This window comes from Oscillospiraceae bacterium (assembly GCA_035380125.1).
Lineage (GTDB): Bacteria > Bacillota > Clostridia > Oscillospirales > JAKOTC01 > DAOPZJ01.
In genome coordinates this window covers 38,314-58,160 of record DAOSWV010000011.1, presented here as the reverse complement: position 1 = coordinate 58,160, position 19,847 = coordinate 38,314, and the positions used below count along the sequence as shown (strand labels likewise).

Here is a 19,847-nt window from a genome sequence, read left to right as displayed (position 1 = left end):
CTTATTTTGCCTTTCTGATGATCTTCATACTGCCGGACCGCTGAAAATCGGTCGTGCGGATCGTAAATTTGTCGATCTGCATATAGCGCGGCAGATTGCGGTTGATTTCAACCAAAGCCGCCTTAAACGCCGTTTCCATGTCGGCAATTCCGTCGGCCGTGCCGATGTTCTCATGCGGCAGAACCTCGACCGCGATCACCTGTGCGCCGAAGTCGTTTTTATCCTCATACACCAGACAGTCGCGCACGAACGGAATCGCGTTGACCAGCGCTTCCAGTTCTTCGGGCGAGACGTTTTCGCCGTTGTCGAGGATGATCAGATTCTTGGTGCGCCCGATGATGTAAAGTCGGCCGTCCTCGTCGAATTTCGCCAGATCGCCGGTCTTGAACCAGCCGTCGCCGAACGCCGCCGCAGTCGCTTCCGGATCGTTGTAATAACCGTCGAACAGATTGTCGCCCTTGAGCCACAGTTCGCCGTCAACCAGTTTCAGTTCCTGATTGGGGTAGGGCATTCCGACCGAATCCGGGTGGGTCAGAAAGTCACCGCTGCCGCTGACGAGGTTGGCGGTTTCGGTCAGCCCGTAACCCGGGCATACCGCCACGCCGAGTTTGTCGAACTTGGCGATCAGATCGGGCGAGACGGGTGCGCCGCCGCAGATGATGCATTTCAAGTTTCCGCCCAAAGCACCGAGGCCGTAGGCCGAGGCGATGGTATAGAGCAGTTCGGCCAATGCCGGAACCAGCACCATCGTGTCGGGTTTCGCGGCGGGCAGGTCCTTCATAAACGCCTTCATGTTCGCGCATAAATATAACAGCGAACCGGTATAACAGGCGGTCAGCAGATTGCGCACCAGCCCGAACACATGGATGAACGGGATCATCGCGTAATAGCGGTGGAAAAACGCCTTTCCGAGTCCGTAAGCGCCGTTTTGCGCACCGCGCATCAGCGCTCCGTGGGAGAGCAGCGCACCTTTCGGCATTCCGGTCGTGCCGCCGGTAAAGATGATAACCGCCGGCGCGGACTTTTCGATGCGGCTTGCCGCAGGCGCTTTTTCGCTTTGCGCAAGGTCCTCTTCGATATCTGCTGCGTTGAAAAATTTCACATCGGGACAAGCGGCTTTCACCGGTTCGACCGACGCCGCAATCTCGGGATTAAACAGCAGCATCTTGGCTTGAAACTTCTTCAGCGAGCCGATCATCGCGGGCGGCGGAAGCTGTACGGGAACCAAAACCGCCACACAGCCGAGCGTTGTCGCCGCAAAGAAGAACCGCACAAAATTATACTCGTTTACGAAGGCAAACGCAAGATGGTCGCCCGGTTTTACGCCGTTTTTTAATAAAAATCCCCGTGCCGCAGCCACATCCGCGTCGAGTTCGCGGTAGGTCTTGACATGACCCTCCCACGCGACGGCTTCACGGTCGCCGAATCTCTTCACGCTGTCGCACAGCAAGCCGGAGATGGTCGGAATGTAGACGAGTTTTTCGAACTCGCCCTCATCCAACAAATTTTTAAAATACGTTCTGCTGTCCATTTTCAAATGCCTCCTTTTTTTCATTTATGCCGCTGCGCTTGTTCCGGCATCGACGCCATCATGCGGCGCAGTTCCTCGGTGTGTTTTTCAAGCATGTCCGGCGATGGGAAACCGCCGGAATTATACGCGGAAAAGTCAATCGGACGCCCGACGATAATCTCTTGCCGCCGAAAAATCCGGCAGGGTTTTACCGTATAAATCGGAATGATCGGTGCGCCCGAAGAGAGCGCCAGAAGAACAGCGCCCGGCTTGAACGGCAAAAGGCCGCCTTCGGGTTCTTCGCCGGGCAGTTTGAGGCGGCCCTCGGGGAACAATCCCACAACGCCGCCCGCTTTCAACACGTCAAGCGAATAGTTGAAACTCTCCAAATCGATGGATTCGCGGTTGATCTTGATGCAGCCCATCGACCGCATGAACCAGCCCATCAAAGGACCGCTTGTGAAAACCTCATCGGCGGCCACAATCCGCACCCGCCGCCTCATAAACGCATGGGACATCATCACCGGATCCCAGTAACTCCTGTGATTTCCGATCAAAATCGCGCTGCCCTTGATTTTTCGGGTCGCGCCGTCGAGATAACGGTATTTCGTGCCGAACGCAAGGCGCATCAGCGGCCATGCGGTGATGCGGACAAAATCCATCACGAACCAACGCGGGTTCAAAACGCCCGTCTGCCCGACTTTTTCCCGGAGCCGCACCTGCTTTTCAAATCCGAAAATCTTCTTTTTCAGCAGCCCCGCGATCTCCTCTGCTTTTTCGGGCGATGGGTCGACCGTATCGCAGTATTGGCTCAGATACATCTTCTCGCCGATCATCAGCTTGGCGCGTTTGAACAGCCCGTATTTCCCCTCGAACCACACCGGAATCACCGGCGCGCCGCTCTGGAGCGCCATATAGACCACGCTGGGCTTGAACGCCTCGCTGTCGCCGTTTCTGATCAGGCGGCTCTCGGGAAACACGATCACCACGCCGCCTTTTTTGAGCGTGTCGATGCTCTCGGCCAAAAACGAGACGTTTCCGCTGCCGCGGTCCACCCGAATGGCGCCGAGTGCTTTTAAAAACCACGGCATCAGTTTGCCGCTCTCATACACGACCTCAGCGGCCAAAAAGCGGCAGCTGCGCCCGAAAAACGTGAAAAACAACACCACGAAATCGAACATGGAGGTGTGGTTTGCCGCGATGATCGCCGGCCCTTTGATTCTTCGGCTCTGCCGCTGCCGATTTTCGTAATAGGTCTTGCGTTTGAGATACAGCAGTTCGGGCAAAAACGAGGTGATTTTGATAAACCAGATCATGAAACGGTTCAATTCCCGTGCTCCTTTTGGGGTAGTTCCACCCCGAGTTCTTTTGCCACGATCTCTTTGGTGTAGGTCTTGTGCATTTTAAACGCCAGCGCCCAGCCGAGCAGGCAGGTCACGCAGACGATGATCGGCACAAACATCAACCCCAGCTTAAACGGTTCTCCCGCAGGCGCGGTGATGCCGAACAGTTGGTCGGCGGTCAGCCCTTTGATGTATTCGTAGACGACCCCGGTCGAAATCGCCGCCGCCAGCGAAGTGAACAGCGCCTGCATCGCAAAATACGACGCGCTGCGGTTCTTTCCGGTCAGTTCGAGTTCCACCGCAGCCAGTTGGGTCGGCACGATATAGGGCATCGCAAAGAACGCGCCGATGCTGAAACTGCTCATCACGCCGCCGATGCAGCCGATCACGACCTGCGCGGTCACGTTGTCGGGCCAGAAGATTTTCCCGCCCGCAATAAAGCCCAGAATCGACACCGCAAACAGCAGAAACGCGGTCTGAACCGCAAACCGCATGCCCTTTTTGCGGAAGATTTTATAAAAGAAATACAGCATCAGCGGCACAGGTGCAAACGCCGTCGTGTTCATGATGGCCGCATAGTTCGCGCCGAGGCCCATCCACCCCGAAATCAGGGCGTTTTGCGCGGCCAAAAAGATCTGAAGCCCGAAAAAGACACAGCAGTTGACCAGTTCCCACTTGATAAAGGACTTGTTTTTCAATACGATTCTGAGGTTTTCCCAGAACGGGATTTTCGGTGTGTCTTTGGTGGTGTCGCCGTATTTGTCGCCCTCTTTGATCATAAAAACGGGAATCAAAATCGTCAGCATCAGCGGCAGCGCATAAAGCGCGACCGAGCGGATGTTGACGCCCGTGCCCAAAAACACCGGCACCAGCGCATACACGAGCGAATACCCGACCGTGTCGAAAAACGCCTTATAGCTCGATACCCGCACCCGCTGGGGTTCGTCTTTGCACACCGTCGATAAGCTGCCGTAAAACGCCAATAAACACATCGTATAAGTCGTGAAGAACAATACGCCCCAAATCATAATCCAAATCGTGTTTTTCACGCTGTTCTCGACGAATTCGAGCGGGATCCACATCAGCAGATAGGCGATCATCATCGGCAGAAACGAAACCACGATCGCGGGTCTGCGGTTACCCCATTTGGTGCGCAGATTGTCGGTCAGATGGGCCAGCGGGATGTCAACCACGCCGTCGAAAATCCGCCCCAGCGACCATAACAACCCCCATACCGCCGGAAAAATCAACGTATAGCCGGCGACGCTCCATTGGGCCTTGTCGGCCGACAGCGCGACCGGATAGACGGCGTCGGTAAAATAGGCCATCAAAAACACCATCATGATATTCGGCCCGAACCCGGACGCGGCATAGACAAATTCCTTCCATCGCTTATCCAGCGAATGCATAATAAAAGTCATCCTTTCTGTCTGCTAATTCTTCATAATAAATCCCGCGAATTCCGCAGGGGTTGCAAAAAATTCGGACGCGCCCAGCGAGATGGTCACATTGAATTCGGCGCAGATTTTCTCGACCAGCGAAAAATACTGCAAACTGTTCCCGCTGAGGTCGTATAAAAAATGCGCTTCGGGCTTGACGGGTTCTTCGGCGGAGAGCACCTCGGTAAAAAGTTCGCATACGCGCCCGAGGGTCTTGATGTAATAGCCGCCGTGTTTTCCCTCGAGGACAGCCATCTCCGAGAGTTTGACTTCCCGAAATCCGGTTTCGCCGTTTTCGAGCATTTTTGCGACCGCTCTGCGCTGCACCTTGCATTCCAGCACCGTCGGAAGATCCTTTTCGGCAAGCAGCACCCGTCGGACCTGCATGTTCATCGGCAGCGCGGAATTGATTTGAAACACCTGCGACAGCACCCCGTCGATCTGATAGGGTGTGGCGTTGTCCTCCGGCCGGACGATCAGCGCCGGACAGACGGTGTTTTTCGCGCCTTTGACGCCCAGCACGCACAAATGCTTGACGCGTTCAATCCGAAAATGACACTCAATCGCATCCGGACTCAGATTTTCACCGTTTTCGCAGATGATCAAATCGTCTTTGCGCCCGTCGATCCAGTAATCGCCCTTATCGCCGCGATGCACCAGATCGCCGGTATAAAACGGTTCCTCCGGTTTTCTTTCATGTAATACGCCGTTCTCGATAATCGCATGGGCAAGCGAATTTCCCCGCACAATCAGTTCGCCGCTGTCACCGCCCGCAATCTCATAAGTCACCGACGGGAACGGTTTGCCCACGCTGCCCGAGAGCCGTTTTTCAGCCGGCAGCGCCAGCTGCACCGACGTGATGCCGATCTCGGTCATGCCGTAGCCGTTGTAGAGCGGATAGCCGATCGCGTTAATCAGCCGCAGGGTATTTTCGTAGATATAACCGCCGCCGCTGATGCAAAACCGCACCGACGGCCCGAAGACCCGTTCCAGCACCTCTTTGAAAATCGAGGCGCTCACCAGTTTTCTGCCGAACTGCGGGAAAACCGACTGCAGCCAAAGCGAAAACCCGACGCCCTTTTCAAATTTCGCGGCGAGTTTTTCTCCTCGGTCCGCGATCTCTTTTTCGATGCCCGCGGCGACGGTGTTCCACAGCACCGGAATCGCGAAAATATGGGTCACGCCGTGGCGGCGGCAGGCGTCGCGGATGGCCTCGTGGGTATAGCCGGATGAAAAAACGAACGTGCGCCCGAAAAAGCTGAACCACAGCAGATTCGCCACCAGCCCGAAGATGTGGTAAAACGGCAGAAACGCCAGCAGTTTGGCTTCGCCTTTGTAATAGCTCTCAATGGTCGGGTTGGCCTTTAAAACATAGCGGCTGTTGAAAATCTGTTCCGAAATCGCCCGTCCACGGTAAAGGCAGAGCTTCATGGTGCCGGTCGTGCCGGAACTGCACAGCGCAATCTCGTCCGCCCATGCGGGTTCAATCGGCTTTTCGGGCTTTCGGATCAGCTGATTTGCGTCGATAAAAGGATATTCGCCGAACGGGGCGTCGGAAATCACGGCGGCGGCGTCTGCGGATTTCAATACCGCGCCGATGTCGTCCTGCGGCGCTCTGGTGTTGACAAGCAGCGGACGGTATCCGGCCATCAGCAGCGCCCAGAACGCGACGATCCACTCGGGGCTGTTTTCGAGCTTGATCCCGACAAACCTGCTGCGTTTTTGTTCCCCGAGCGCGGCAAAAAGCACGCCTGCGGCGTCCTCGATGTACGCTTTGCACTGCGCATAGGTGATTTTAGCGATTTCGCCGTCTTTTTGATATTCCAAAAAGACGTTCCCGCCGAAGCTGAAAACGACTTCAAAAATAGCCCGAAACGTCAGATCGCTTTTTTCAAGGTCGGAAAGCGCCCTGTTGTAATATTTCATACACACTCCCCGCGCGGTGTTTTTTGCAATATGGCATATGCCGCTCACATCCAAATCAGAACCGGCGGCGAAACATACGAAATCAGTTTATCATAACCCGCAAATCATTGCAAGAAATTTGTCATTTTAGGGCGAATCCCACCGCATGATGCCGGTTTCAAACGTGTCAAAAAATCTGTCGGTTTTTATAAAACGGGAAACCGCTGAAACGGTTTCCTGCGCGCCGCTTCCACACTCGGTATTTTTCTCTGTAGGGAACGGTCTTGACCGTTCCGAATGAAAATTCGCCAGAGACAATGACCGTCTATTATTCAACAGCAGACAGAACATACCCAAACGGGTGTTGCCCGCTTCGGAGACGGTTATCGAACAAAGTTTGAAGACCGTTTCCTACAAAGCAAATCCTCCGCCGAATCCCTCTCTTGAAACGCAGGCGGAAAATGTGGTAAAATAAATTCAACAAATCCGGAGGAACACGAATGCTCAGATTCATCGTCGGCCCCGCGATGTCGGGCAAGACATGGGAAATACAAAAACAAGCCGCCGAATACGCCGAAAAAGGCGAAAAGGTGTTGTTTGTCGTGCCCGAGCAGTTCGTGTTTTCCAGTGAGCAGATGCTGTTAAAAGCGGGCGGCGAACGGTTCATGCGCACCGCCGAAGTGCTGTCGCTGTCCAAACTCGCCCACGCGCAGGGCGCCGACGGCTGCAAAATGGCCGACGCCGCCGCCAAACAGGCGCTGATGTCGCTGGCGGTCTCACAGGTCTCGGACGAATTAACGATTTATAAAAAGCAGTCCGCCCGTGCCGACTTCATCCCGATGGCGCTCGCCGCGATCCACCGTTTAAAACGCGCCGCGCTCGACGAGACCAAACTGCACGACCTCTTTCTTCGGGCAAAAAGCCCGTTTTTAAAACAAAAGCTCTCCGATCTCGCATTGCTCTCGGGGGCTTATAACGCCGTCATGGGTGACAAATATTTCGACCCCGACGACGACATGAAACGGCTGGCCGAAATTCTCGAAGACAACAACCCCTACAAAGGCGCCTGCATCTTTTTCGACGCCTTCAAGGACTTCACCGGCGTCGAATACGACGTTCTGCGCCCTTTAGTCCGCGACGCCAAGGAGGCGGTTTTCACCTTTGCCTCCGACCGCGAAAACTTTTTGAAATGCGGCAGCGGCGCGCTGTTTTCGACCGTGGATCGCACCGCTCTGAAACTCATCGAAACGGCAAAAGAGACGAGACAGCCCGTCGCCGAGACCGAATTTCTTGAAAACACCTATTTCAACAGCGCCTTTTTGGCCTCTGCGGAAAAGACCTTCCGCACCGGCGCAACCGATGTGGAAGGCCCCTATGACGGCAGTTTGCGCATGACCCGCTGTTCCGGCCCGGTCGAAGAGGCCGAACGCGTCTCTCAGGCCGTCGAAAACCTCGTGCGCAAAGGCGATATCCGCTACAAAGACGCTGTGATCATCGCCCGCGACTGCAAACCGCTTCAGGGCATTCTCGACCGCGCGTTGGCCAAATATAATATCCCGTTTTTCTGGGACAACCGCAAACCGCTGTCGGCCTCACCGGTCTTCCGGTTTCTGCGCGGCGCGCTCGAAGTCGCCTGCGGCGACGGCGCAAAGCTGCTGGGCTGCCTCAAGTCGGGCTTTTTCGACCTCGATCAAAAATCCGTCTGCAAACTCGAAAATTACGCAATCGAAAACGGCAAGCGGACGCTGTCCGATTTCCGCAGCCCCTGGCCCGATCCCGAGATCGATCAAGTCCGTGCATCCGCCATGCAAAAACTCGACGCGCTTTCCGCCGGCATCGACAAATCCGACCCCATCGGTTTTGCCAGGGCGGTCTATGAATTTTTACAGACCAGCGGCGTGCGCAAACGCTTTGACGAACTCGTGGAACTCGAAAAAATCCCGCGTCTCGAGGCGATCATGACCGATCCCCGGCGCGCTTACAATACCCTGATGACCCTGCTGGACAGTTTCGTTGCGGCGCTCTCGGAAAACGAAGCCCTTCCCAAACTCAGCAAACGCCGTTACTGCGATATTTTGAATCTGATGGCCGATGCGATGACCATCGGCGAAATCCCGGAACACATCGACTGCCTGCAGGTCGGCGACGCCGACCTGATCCGTCCCGCGAACGCCAAAGCGGTGTTCGTCATCGGCGCCAACAGCGGTGTTTTTCCGGCGGATCCGTCCGAATTTCAACCGTTTTCCGCTTCCGAAAGCCGCGAACTGGCCGAACTCGGCGCCGATCTGGCCGACGAACCCGAGCGCCAGATCGCCGACGAGGATTACCTCGTTTACAGCGCCCTGTTCTGCGCCCGCGACTATCTGTGGGTCAGCTACAATTCCGCCAACCTCAGCGGCACCGAAAAACTCCAGCCCTCGCCGTTCGTCAACCGCTTAATTGAAATCGCGCCCGACGCCGAAAAAATCCCCGAATCCGGTTTTGCCGAACGGGTTTTCAATCCCGAACAGGCGGCGCTGCTGCTGACCGAATCGGACCCGGATGAATATGCCTCGTTGGAAGCCGCGCTGAAAGACACGGGACACGCAAACTTAGCCGAAGCGCTCAAAGAGAGCGCCGAATACGGCAAAACCCAAAACGCCCGAAACGCCTCCGCATTGCTGTTCGGCAGGAATATGCACCTCTCGCCGTCTCAAGTCGAGAGCTTTTCCCAGTGCCGTTTCGCCTATTTCTGCAATTACGGCCTCGGCGCAAGGCCGATCCGCCAAAAGAAACTCGACGCCGTTCAGTGGGGCACGGCGGTGCATTACGTCATGCAGCATCTGCTCCAAAAATACCCGCAGGGCGTCACCGCGTTAAGCGATGAGACGCTGACGTCCGAGATCGGCCTTTTGTTGGACGAAGCGGTCAAACTACTGATGCCGCCCGATTTTTCCCCGAGCGGTGAGGCGAAATTTTTTCTCGAAAAACTCAAAGCCGGATTGGTCGGCGACGCACGCCGCATCTCGGAGCACCTCGACAAAAGTTTGTTTAAAATCGACGGCTGCGAGATCGAGATCGGCCCCGATAAAGAGATTCCGCCGCTGGATTACGCATACGGCGACACGAATGTCATGCTGCGCGGTAAAATCGACCGGGTGGATCGCTACGACGCCCCCGACGGCAAGACCTACCTGAGCGCCGTCGATTATAAAACCGGCAGCACGAATTTCACGATGGCATCCCTTGCCGACGGCAGTAAGATTCAGTTGGCTTATTATCTCAAAGCCCTGTGCGCCGACGGCAGCAAATACAGCGGCTGCATTCCCGCCGCCTTCTTCTATTTCCCGCTCAACGTCAAATCCGAAATTTCAAATTCGGACGAACCCTCTTCGCGGATCCGCCCCAACGGCAAACTGCAGGGCTTTTTCCGCGACGGGGACACCTTTGCGGCGATGGGCGGCAGCGATTACTGCAAATTCACCCGCAACAGCGGCGGGCTCGATATGGACGGCGTCTTCGGCATCGTTGACAACCTTGTCACCGACATGGCGCAAAAACTCGCGGAGGGCGATTTCACCGCTATGCCCGCCCACAAGAGCGACTGCAAATTCTGCGATTATTACCGGGTCTGTTCTTTCCGGGGCAAATCGAACGAAGACGGAGAGGAGGCCGAAAGCGATGCGTGAACGGCAGCCCAATCCGGAGCAGGAAAAAGCCATCGTTTTCGAGGGCGGCAACCTTCTTGTCTCCGCGGCGGCGGGCAGCGGCAAAACCAGCACGCTGACCGCGCGTGTACTGCGTAAAATCCTCGACCCCGGCAACCCGATCGACATCGACCGGATGCTGATCGTCACCTTCACCCGCGCAGCTGCCGCCGATATGAAAAATAAAATTTCGACGGCGCTGTCCGAAAACAAAACCCCGCGTGCCGCCCGTCAGCAAATGCTGCTCCCGATGGCCCAGATCTGCACCATCGATGCGTTCGGGCTGTGGCTCATCCGGCAGTACGGGGCGGCCATCGGTTTGCCCGTCAACATTTCGCTCTCGCCCGAAGAGCGCGTCCGATTGCTGGAGGACGACGTCCTCAGCGCTTTTATCGCCGAAAAATTCGAGTCCGGCGGCGAGGACTTTTTAAAGTTCGCCGGCACGGTCGCCGAAAAAGACAGCTCCAAGCTGTTCGGCGTCATCAAAGGCCTTTCCGACTTTTTGCAGCCCCTGCCGAACCCCGCGTTTTTCCTGCAAAAACAGCTTGAAAAATGCGCGCCCGAAAATGATTTTTATCCGGAACAGGCCGTCTGTGCCGTGCGGGAAAAAGCCCGTGCGCTGGCCGAAAAATGCCGCGAATTTATACCTTTTATCAACGAAAAATACCGCGATTACGTCGTGCAGCTGGCCGAGAGCGCCGAAGCCGCATCCGATTACGCCGATCTGTATGATTTGAAATTCAAAAAACTCCCGAACGGCTGCAAATCTCCCGAAAATCCATCCGCACCGCTGTTTTCCGTCCTCGGTCGATACAAAGACGCCGTTACGGAATTAAAAACCGATTTGCTCACGACCCCGCCCGAAAAACTCGCCGCCGAAAACGCCGCCGTCAGAGCGCACCTCTCGGTGCTGTTCGATCTGACGATGGGTTATCTGCAAAAATGCGCCGAGGTCAAAAAGGAGCGGGAGGTCTTCGGCTACGCCGACATCACGCGGTTTTGCGCCGATCTGCTTTTCAAAACGGACGAAAGCGGCTTGCCGATACCCACCGAACTCGCCGGACAGGTGTCCGAAAAATTCGACGAGATCATGATCGACGAGTTTCAGGACATCAACGAGCTGCAGTTCGCCGTTTTCAATGCCATTTCGCGCGGCGGCAATCTCTTTATGGTCGGCGATATGAAGCAATCCATCTACCGCTTCCGCAATGCCACGCCGCAGGTGTTTGGCCGCGTCTGCGAGCGCAGCGGCCCGCCCGAGACCGGTGAAAAAGACGTTTTGATTCCGCTGACGAAAAACTACCGCTCCGAAAGCGCCGTCATCGACGCCGTCAATTTCGTGTTTTCGCAGCTGATGCACGGCTCCGCCGAAATCGAATACGACCGCGACCAGCGCCTCGTCTGCCGTTATGACGACAAAGCGGACATGGGGCTGGTTAAATTCTGTCCGGTGCAGACCGGCGCCGAAACCGACCCCGCATCGGCGGAAGCGGACGCAATTGCGGCGCAGATCAGAACTTTGGCTGAGAACGGCATTCAAACTTCCGACGGCCTGTTTTTTCCGAAATTGTCGGATATCTGCGTGCTTTCCTCCAAAAACGATTATTGCAAACGCATTTCCGAGCGCCTGACCCGACAGGGACTCGCCAATTACTGCATGACCGAACCCGACTTTTTCGATCTGCCGGAGGTCAAACCGCTCCTGCATGTGCTCTGGGCGACCGACAACCCGCTCAACGATCTGGCGTTGCTCTCGGCGGCGCTGTCTCCGGTCTGGCACCTCAGCGCCGACGAACTCGGGACCATCCGCGCCGAATACCGCGAAAAGACGCTGTTTTCCTCGATGGAACGCGCTTCTCAAAGCGATGCGCCGTATGCCGAAAAGTGCAAAAAGATGCTCGACGATCTCGATTTATTGCGCCGCTACAGCGCGATTCTGCCGCTTGGGGAGCTGATTTCCTGCGCGGTCGAACGCACCGGATTCGAGGCGACCGCTGCGGCGATGGGTACCGCAGGCGGCAAAAACATCGCCCAACTCATCCGTTACGCCGCCGACTGGGACGCACGCGGCGTCGATCTTTCGGCTTTTAACGCGCTGGTCGCCGACGCAATCGCAAACGGGCGCAAAGTCGAGAGCGGCGGCGCAATCCCCGCCGATGCCGTCACGATCTGCACCATCCATAAGAGCAAGGGACTGGAATTTCCGGTTTGTTTCTTGGCCGGAACGGTGGGAACATTCAATTTCCAGTCCAAAACGCCCGGCCTTGCCGCCGATCTCGACGCGGGTATTTCCGCTGTCATTCCGACTTCGGATGGCGCGGGCCGCTATAAACCGCTCGCCTACAAAGTAATCGGGCGCGCATCCCGCCAAAAATCCCTCGCCGAAGACCTGCGCCTTTTATACGTCGCGATGACCCGTGCCAAAACCGCGCTGATCATCACTTCCGCTTCCCAAAATCCCGCCGATATGATCGCAAAAATCGCGGAAAAGGTCGACGGCGCCGACGGCGGGGAAATTTTCGACAACGGGAAGTCCTTTGCCGAATGGCTGATCCCGGCTTTTCTGCATCATCCGTCCTGCGATGCGCTGCGCGAATCCGCCGGCGTTGATTTCGAACTCATCAATACCCCCGGAACCGTGCAGGCCGAATTCATCACGCCCGAAAAGATGCGTCCGCAGACGCTTTCGCAAACCGCCGAAGCCGAACCCGATCCCGTTCTCGTTCAAAAGCTGACCGAACGGTTGAACAATACCTACAAATACGCTCCGCTGACCGAACTCTCCTCCAAATACACCGTCACGGAATTGGCCGAGGGCAGGGACGACGACGAATTGACCGTCCCGCGCTTTGTCGCGGGCGAGAGCGGCACGAGTTATGGCACCGAGATGCACGCGTTCATGCAGATGTGCGACCTGAAAGCCAAGGACGCCAAAGCCGAAGCCGATAAACTGTATCGCGCGGGCAAACTCTCCAAACGCGCATTGGAAATGCTCAATTTCGACGCCGTAAACAAGTTTTTAACCTCATCCCTGTGCGCCGAATTCACCGCCGAAAATGTCACCGTCGAGCGGGAATTCGATTTCATCTCCACGATCCCGCTGTCCAAGGTCAAATCCACCGCGCCCGAATTTGCCGACGAGCCGGTGATCCTACAGGGCTGCGCCGACCTCATCGGCGTCCGCAGCGGCAACGGGTTGATTCTGGTCGATTATAAAACCGATGCGCTCACCGATCCCGCGCAGTTTTTAACCCGTTATAAAGCCCAACTCGACCTCTACGCCGAAGCCCTCTCCCGCATCTTCGGCCTGCCCGTTCTGAAAAAATCCATCTGGTCTTTTAAACTCGGCAGGGAGATCAAAGTCCCGGATTGAGGTCTGAAAAATAAATGTAAGAGCGGAGATCATCCGCCCGCCAAATAATCTTATTTCACTCAGGAGGCAAAACCATGCAGAAAAAAGAGATTTCCTACCCGTCCGCAAACGGCACCGACACCATCCGCGCCTACATCCGCCTGCCCGAAGAACCCGAAAAAGCCATCGGCATCGTCCAAATTTCGCACGGCGTGTGCGAATATTTCGGGCGGTACGAGTGGTTTTGCGACTTTTTATGCAAAAACGGGCTGATCGTCTGCGGCAACGACCATCTCGGCCACGGCAACAGCGTAAAAACGCCCGAAGACCTCGGCTATTTTGCCAAAAAAGACGGCTGGAAATTCCTTTCCGAAGACGTCTACACCTTGACAAAGCTCATCAAGGAACAGTACCCAAATCTGCCCGTTTTCCTGTTCGGGCACAGCATGGGTTCGTATATCGCGCGCGCCTATCTCAACGCCCACGGCGGGGAACTCGCCGGCGCGATCCTCTGCGGAACCTCCCCGAAAAACCCGAAATCCGCCATCGGAAAGATTCTCACCGCCATGTACACCCTTTTTAAAGGGGACCGGTACCGCAGCGCATTCGCGAAAAATCTTGCCTGCGACGGCTATCTGGACCGCATCCCCAATCATCGCACCGAAAACGATTGGCTGACCAAGGACGCGATGATCGTCGATAAATACTGTGCCGACCCGCTGTGCAATTATACCGTCACGGTCTCCGGTTATTACGACCTGATCAAAATTCTCGAATTTATCAACACGCCGAAAGGCGTCGAAAACATCCCCAAAGACCTCCCGATCTTCTTCGTTTTCGGCACCGACGATCCGGTCAGCGAATACGGCAGAGGCCCCGCACAGACCATTTCGCTGCTGGAAAGCGCCGGCTGTACCCGCTGTTCGATCAAGGGCTACGACGGCGACCGGCACGAACTTTTAAACGAACTCGACCGGGAACGGGTCGCCCAGGATATTCTCGACTTCATACAAGGCCGAATATCAGAGCGATGACCCCATAGGCCGCCGAAAACAGCGTCCCGTAGACGATCACCGGTCCCGCAATGTTAAAAATTTTCACACCGGTTCCGAAAATCAAACCCTCGCTTTTAAACTCCATCGCCGAGCTGACCACCGAGTTGGCGAATCCTGTAATCGGCACCAATGTCCCTGCCCCTGCGATATTGCCGATTTTATCAAAAACGTTCAACGCCGTCAGCAGCGCGGCGAGGAAAATCAAAAGCACCGACGAAATCGCCGACGCGCCCTTTTTATCCATTCCGCCCGCCATTGCGATATCGAACGCCCCCTGCCCCAGACAACAGATAAACCCGCCGATCACAAATGCGAAAAAACAGTTCTTAACGCTGTTGGTTTTCGGCGCGGAATCGGCCACCAACTTCTCATAGGTCTGCGGCGTGTGCTTCATAATATCCTCTCGCTTTCCGCCCGAAAGAGCTTCATATAAAGGCTCTTTCGGGTTTTTCGTTTTTATTCTGTCCTCTCTATCCCGCATAAATTCATTTTCATTCTGTCATCCTGAGCGCAGCGAAGGATCTTGGGCTCATCCATTCCGTTTGCATAAATCTTTTCCCCGCGCGAACACTACCGAAAACGAAAGCGGGGGATTTTTTTGAAAAATATCGACCTTGCCGTCGAATGCAGCGAAGTGCGCGGCACACCCGAAGGTGTCGAAGTCAAAAAGGGCGAGGGTGCGGGCTGCCGGGTTCATGTGATTACGGTCATGACCGAAGAGGCGGCGCAAAAACTGGGGAAACCCATCGGCAAATACGTCACTGTCGAATTCGACGAGGAACCCGGTGACAATGAGTCGCTGTTGGCCCTGTCCAAAGAGGTTGCAAAACATCTGTCCGATATGCTCCCCAAAGAGGGGGATCTGTTATTTTGCGGATTGGGCAACCGCAGCATCACGCCCGATTCGTTGGGGCCCATCGCCGCCGAAAAAGTGCTTGCGACCCGTCATCTGCCCAAGGACATGCCTGAGCTCAAGGGGCTCCGGCCTGTCAGCGTCTTTTCGGCGGGCGTGCTGTCTCAAACCGGCATCGAGACCGCCGAACTCCTCAGCGGCGTCGTAGACAGAACCAAGCCCGCAGCAGTCGTGACGACGGACGCATTGGCCGCCCGGCGCCTTTCTCGCCTCTCACGCACGGTGCAGATCAGCGATACCGGCATCGCCCCCGGCAGCGGCGTCGGCAACACCCGCACCGCCATTGACGAAAAGACACTGGGCTGTAAAGTGATCGCCATCGGCGTACCGCTGGTCGTCGACGGCGCGACACTGGCCTGCGATCTTTTTAATATCGAGGAACAAAAGCGCGAGGAAACCCGCAAATTATTACCCGAAAAGGCGGAACAGCTGATGGTGACCTCTCAGGAAATCGACAAGATCGTCACAGCTGTCGGGCGCTTGATCGCGCTGGCATTCAATTTAGCCGCGCAGCCGTCGATGGACCCCGAAGTGCTGCTGGAGATGTCTTAAAAAGTGAACAGTTGATTGTTTAAAGTGCACAGTGAAATACCTATACGAATATTTTAATGTTACTTTACACTGACAGGAAGCGTAACCGCACACTTTACCTTCACTCTTCCTTTAATTCCCCTCTGTGGAGGGGTGGTACGCAGTGCCGGGGTGGTCATCCTCGGGCGGCCACATGGGGCCGCCCCTACGGTTTAAACCGAGGATGGAAGCGGGTTTCGAAGGTAAAAAACCAGCAATTCCCCTCCGTGGAGGGATGGACGCGAAGCGGACGGGGTGGTCATCTTCGGGCGGCCACATGGGGCCGCCCCTACGGTTTAAACCGAAGATGGAAGCAGGTTTCGAAGGTAAAAAGCCAGCAATTCCCCTCCATGGAGGGGTGGCACGCAGTGTCGGGGTGGTCAAATTGATATGCCAGCCGCAGCGGTACCTTACCTCTTCACTTTTCACTCTTCACTTTTCACTGATATTCATATCCCGGCTTGTCCGCGCATATCCCTTTTACCACAGGAGGGACGATTATGCGAACTGCACGGAATTTGAAAGGACTGTTAAAATTTTTAGCTGTGGTCACCGCCCTTGTCGTGGCGGTCGTGGCGCGAAACCCGCTCTGGGAGTTTTCGAAAAAACTGGCCGTTGCGGCGGCCCGGCTGCAGGTACCGGCGGTCTCAATCACCTCAGAGGTTGTGTCGGACGAGCCATCCGAATTATCGGAAGTATCTGAACTTTCCCAGACTTCCGAGCCCGAGGACGACGGCATTGACCCGATCGAGGAGACGTTGATGATGCCGACCGCAACCGACATCGAGTACGACGGCGTGACTTTGTCCAATCTCACCAAAAATCACACGATCAATATCGCAACCTATCTGGCACAAAAGCCGGTCATCGACATGGTCAAAAACGGACGCCCTCAGATTCTGATCATCCATACTCACACCACCGAGGCCTATCTCGATGAGGAGAGCGACTCCTGTCCCTCCGACTATATTGGCCGCGGTACCGATCAGGAAGAAAACATCGTCGCTGTCGGCAATGTCATTGCGGATGCGCTCAACGATGCCGGCATCAATACCATCCATATCACCGAGGTCTTTGACGACCCTGAATTCAACGGCGCTTATGACCGTTCGGCAGAAGCCGTCGAGGCCATGCTCAAAAAATATTCCTCCATCGAGATGGTCATTGATATTCACCGCGACAGCCTGACGGATTCCGACGGCACCCGCATCAAACCCACCGTGATTATCGACGGCAAAAAGGCGGCGCAGGTGATGATCGTAGCCGGCTGCAACGAGGACGGCGCACTCGAATTTCTAAATTGGGAATATAACCTCCGGTTCGATGTGCGCCTGCAGCAGTCCATGAACGAACTGTACGAGGGGTTGGCTCGCCCGATTTATTTTGTCGCAAGGCGCTACAATATGCATCTCACCAAAAATTCCATGTTGGTTGAGATCGGAACCGAGGTCAATACGCTCGACGAAGCGTTGTATTCCGCACAGCTTTTTGCAAATTCCCTTTTAAAAACTTTGGACGATTTATAATCTATTGTTAAAAATTGATGTGCCTGTTTCAGGCGGTTGCGGAAATAATAAATCCGTTCACTTGAACGAATTGACAATGAGGTGAAAAACAAATATGTTAAAAAAATTAATCATAGGTGTGCTGCTGGTCTCGGCGCTGTCGAGTCAGGGTCTCAGTTGGTACCCGCACCGAATCAAAGGCACGGCGACACCCGCCGTGATGCCCGAAGCAAGCGCATTTTTCAGTCAATATAACGCCGTATTTATGGGCAGCCCGGATGAAAAAAAGGTTTATCTGACTTTTGACTCGGGTTATGAAAACGGCTGTACTGCCAAGATTTTAGGTGTACTCAAGGCAAAAGGGGTCAAAGCGGCGTTTTTTCTGGACGGAAACTATCTTCGCCGAAACCCCGATCTGGTCAGACAAATGGCCGAAGACGGACATCTGGTCTGCAACCATACGCTCAAACATCCGGACATGACCAAATTCACCGACTTCGAGCAATATAAAATGCAGTTGCTCGAGTGGGAGGCATTGGCGCAGCAAGTCGGTATCAAGACCTCGCCCTTCTATCGACCGCCGTCCGGCCGTTTTTCGGAGTTATCCCTGTCCTTTGACAAGGAATTGGGTTATAAAACGGTTTTCTGGAGTGTGGCTTATGCCGATTGGGATCCGGACAAGCAGCTCCCGGAGCAAAAGGCGTTGTCGATTTTAAAGAACCGAACCCATAACGGCGCAATTATCCTTCTGCATTCGGTCTCATCGACCAACACGGCAATACTGGGCAGCTATATCGACTGGCTGGTCTCCGAGGGGTATTCTTTGAATTCTCTTGATGAACTGTAATCAATAACTTTGAGTGCCGCTCTGAATTTGAGCGGCACATTTACATAAACAAAACTTTCCATACCATCATCTTCATATCACACCCCATAAAAACCCGATAAAAATTCCTTGATAATAGTCAGAAAATATGGTAGAATTGCACTAAGTCATCCATGGGAGGTTTTTATGCTGTCAAAAGAGAAACACACACACGGCATAATGTCCGCCGAAATGCGGAACACGCTGATCAAAGCCGGTATTTTTGTGCTGTTGACCGGGGCTTTGGCCCTGTTCGGCTGCGGCGAAAAAATTATTCCCGCCTGCGTACCGACCGAACTGGAACAGCTCGCTCCCACCGATACCCTTACCTGCATGGCTCTTGAGCCGAGTTACTGCACGCCTCAGACCGACGCGCTGGCACTGACGAAGGAATTGACCGCCGATGCGCATGCACTCCAACTGGAACCGACCCCGACCAAAGTGGTCAAAGCCGCTTCTTCCTCGTCTTCTTCCTCTTCGTCCAAGCCCAGCATCTCCAAACTCAAAACCATGACGCTGGACGAGATTTATAAAATCAACAAAGACATTTACGGCAAAGTGAAAGTTCCGGGCGCCGATATCAACGAACTGGTCGTTCTGACTAAGAACGAAAACGACTATTACCGTTATAATTTTTATAAGGTTTACGACCGTTACGGTACCATTTTTGCCGACAATCAGACCAGCCGTGATTACCTCGACCGCAACACGGTGCTTTACGGTCACAACCGCGGCAAATATTCGCAAAACTACAAGATGTTTGGTACATTGACCTATTTCCGCAGCGCAAGTTTCACCAAGAGTCATCCCTACATCTATCTCGAAACCTTCCACGGCAACTATAAATTCCAGATCTTCTCGGTGCAGCTGCGCGAGGACTATATCCCGAAAGAGCGCTATATCGAAAACTATATGCGCACCGATTTCGCCACAGATTCCCAGATGGGAGATTTCCTCAGCGTCATGAAGTCCAAGTCGATGTTTGATACGGGTGTCAGCGTCTCCGGCTCGGATTATATTATCACGCTGGTCACCTGCGTCTACGACTTTGAGGGTGCCAAACTGGTCGTCATGGGCAAACTCGTCGGCACCTATTAGAATCATGTAGGGAGCGACGCCCCCGTCGCTCCGCCGCCATAATGGCGGTTTCAAACGCGTCCTTAAATCTGCTGATTTTATAACCTCGTAGCCGCGTTTCCACTCTCGGTTTCACGTCTTCAACGAAGGGGCGACTTCATATGATCACCTGAAAATTCCCCTCTGTGGAGGGGTGGCAAGTTCGCAAACTTGACGGGGTGGTTCAAATTGAGGCAAATAAAAACCACGGGCGGTATTTTTACCGCCCGTGGTTTTTATTGATCCGAAAATCTAATCATGTCCGCCCGACCATCTCAATAAAATCATTGATTAACCGTTCCCGGTCTTTCGAGGTTTCGTAATACGGCAAGCCGTATTTTTCACACTGTTCCCTCATCAGGCGGCTTTGTTCCACCAAATACACACAGCCCTCTCTAATCTCGGCATCGGATTTATAATAGGTATAATCCTGCGGTGTGTCATATTTTTTTAATCGCATACCGCTCTTCCGGCGTGACATCGGCTGTGACAAAATAAAAGATATCGCAGTAGGCCGAGTCAATGTGCTTTTACATAGTCCTCCGGTAAAAATTGCGCCGCTCCCTACCCGAATGTCACTGTACACTT

The 19,847-nt window shown here is 54.6% G+C and carries 13 protein-coding genes; 7 read left to right on the top strand and 6 right to left on the bottom strand.

The annotated features are described in order from the left end of the window. Nucleotide 1 precedes the first annotated feature (1 nt). From PK629_05770 to PK629_05755, 4 genes are read right to left on the bottom strand one after another with little or no spacing between them, the layout of a single operon-like run. Nucleotides 2-1,531, bottom strand: a complete 1,530-nt coding sequence (locus tag PK629_05770; protein ID HOP10980.1) for a class I adenylate-forming enzyme family protein — start codon at nt 1,529-1,531, stop codon at nt 2-4. A 20-nt stretch (nt 1,532-1,551) separates the two neighbouring features. Further along, a complete protein-coding gene (locus tag PK629_05765) occupies nt 1,552-2,838 on the bottom strand; it encodes a lysophospholipid acyltransferase family protein (GenBank protein ID HOP10979.1) in 1,287 nt (428 codons plus the stop codon). Further along, complete coding sequence (locus tag PK629_05760; GenBank protein ID HOP10978.1) at nt 2,835-4,262, bottom strand: MFS transporter; 1,428 nt, start codon at nt 4,260-4,262, stop codon at nt 2,835-2,837. Before PK629_05760 ends, PK629_05765 begins: the two co-directional genes overlap by 4 nt. Nucleotides 4,263-4,286: 24 nt before the next feature. Beyond that, on the bottom strand, nt 4,287-6,218 hold the full coding sequence (locus PK629_05755) for an AMP-binding protein (GenBank protein ID HOP10977.1): 1,932 nt from the start codon (nt 6,216-6,218) through the stop codon (nt 4,287-4,289). A 479-nt stretch (nt 6,219-6,697) separates the two neighbouring features. Between PK629_05755 and PK629_05750 the strand changes: the two genes are divergently transcribed. From PK629_05750 to PK629_05740, 3 genes are all read left to right on the top strand, one after another. Continuing rightward, entirely contained in the window at nt 6,698-9,865 is a 3,168-nt protein-coding gene (locus PK629_05750) for an exodeoxyribonuclease V subunit gamma (protein ID HOP10976.1), read from the top strand. Beyond that, nucleotides 9,858-13,256 carry a UvrD-helicase domain-containing protein gene (locus tag PK629_05745; GenBank protein ID HOP10975.1) on the top strand — a complete coding sequence of 1,133 codons (3,399 nt, stop codon included), beginning with the start codon at nt 9,858-9,860 and terminating at the stop codon, nt 13,254-13,256. The genes PK629_05750 and PK629_05745 overlap by 8 nt, the downstream gene beginning before the upstream one ends. Before the next feature lie 74 nt (nt 13,257-13,330). After that, complete coding sequence (locus PK629_05740) at nt 13,331-14,269, top strand: alpha/beta fold hydrolase (GenBank protein HOP10974.1); 939 nt, start codon at nt 13,331-13,333, stop codon at nt 14,267-14,269. Here the strand turns inward: PK629_05740 and PK629_05735 are convergent. Continuing rightward, nucleotides 14,241-14,684, bottom strand: a complete 444-nt coding sequence (locus PK629_05735; protein HOP10973.1) for a SpoVA/SpoVAEb family sporulation membrane protein — start codon at nt 14,682-14,684, stop codon at nt 14,241-14,243. The two genes, PK629_05740 and PK629_05735, sit on opposite strands and share 29 nt — an antisense overlap. 204 nt (nt 14,685-14,888) lie before the next feature. Here PK629_05735 and gpr point away from each other — a divergent pair, with 204 nt between their 5' ends. From gpr to PK629_05715, 4 genes are all read left to right on the top strand, one after another. After that, a complete protein-coding gene (gene gpr / locus PK629_05730) occupies nt 14,889-15,755 on the top strand; it encodes a GPR endopeptidase (protein ID HOP10972.1) in 867 nt (288 codons plus the stop codon). Nucleotides 15,756-16,273: 518 nt separating this feature from the next. Then, nucleotides 16,274-17,299: a stage II sporulation protein P gene (locus PK629_05725; GenBank protein HOP10971.1), complete on the top strand. Its 1,026-nt coding sequence runs from the start codon at nt 16,274-16,276 to the stop codon at nt 17,297-17,299. A gap of 94 nt (nt 17,300-17,393) precedes the next feature. Then, on the top strand, nt 17,394-18,125 hold the full coding sequence (locus PK629_05720; GenBank protein ID HOP10970.1) for a polysaccharide deacetylase family protein: 732 nt from the start codon (nt 17,394-17,396) through the stop codon (nt 18,123-18,125). A gap of 165 nt (nt 18,126-18,290) precedes the next feature. Next, the gene (locus PK629_05715; GenBank protein ID HOP10969.1) at nt 18,291-19,241 is read left to right on the top strand and encodes a class B sortase; all 951 of its coding nucleotides are present in this window, start codon (nt 18,291-18,293) and stop codon (nt 19,239-19,241) included. A 274-nt stretch (nt 19,242-19,515) separates the two neighbouring features. Here the strand turns inward: PK629_05715 and PK629_05710 are convergent, their stop codons facing one another. Beyond that, nucleotides 19,516-19,719 (bottom strand): hypothetical protein, encoded by a 204-nt coding sequence (locus PK629_05710; GenBank protein HOP10968.1) that lies wholly within the window; start codon nt 19,717-19,719, stop codon nt 19,516-19,518. Nucleotides 19,720-19,847 lie beyond the last annotated feature (128 nt).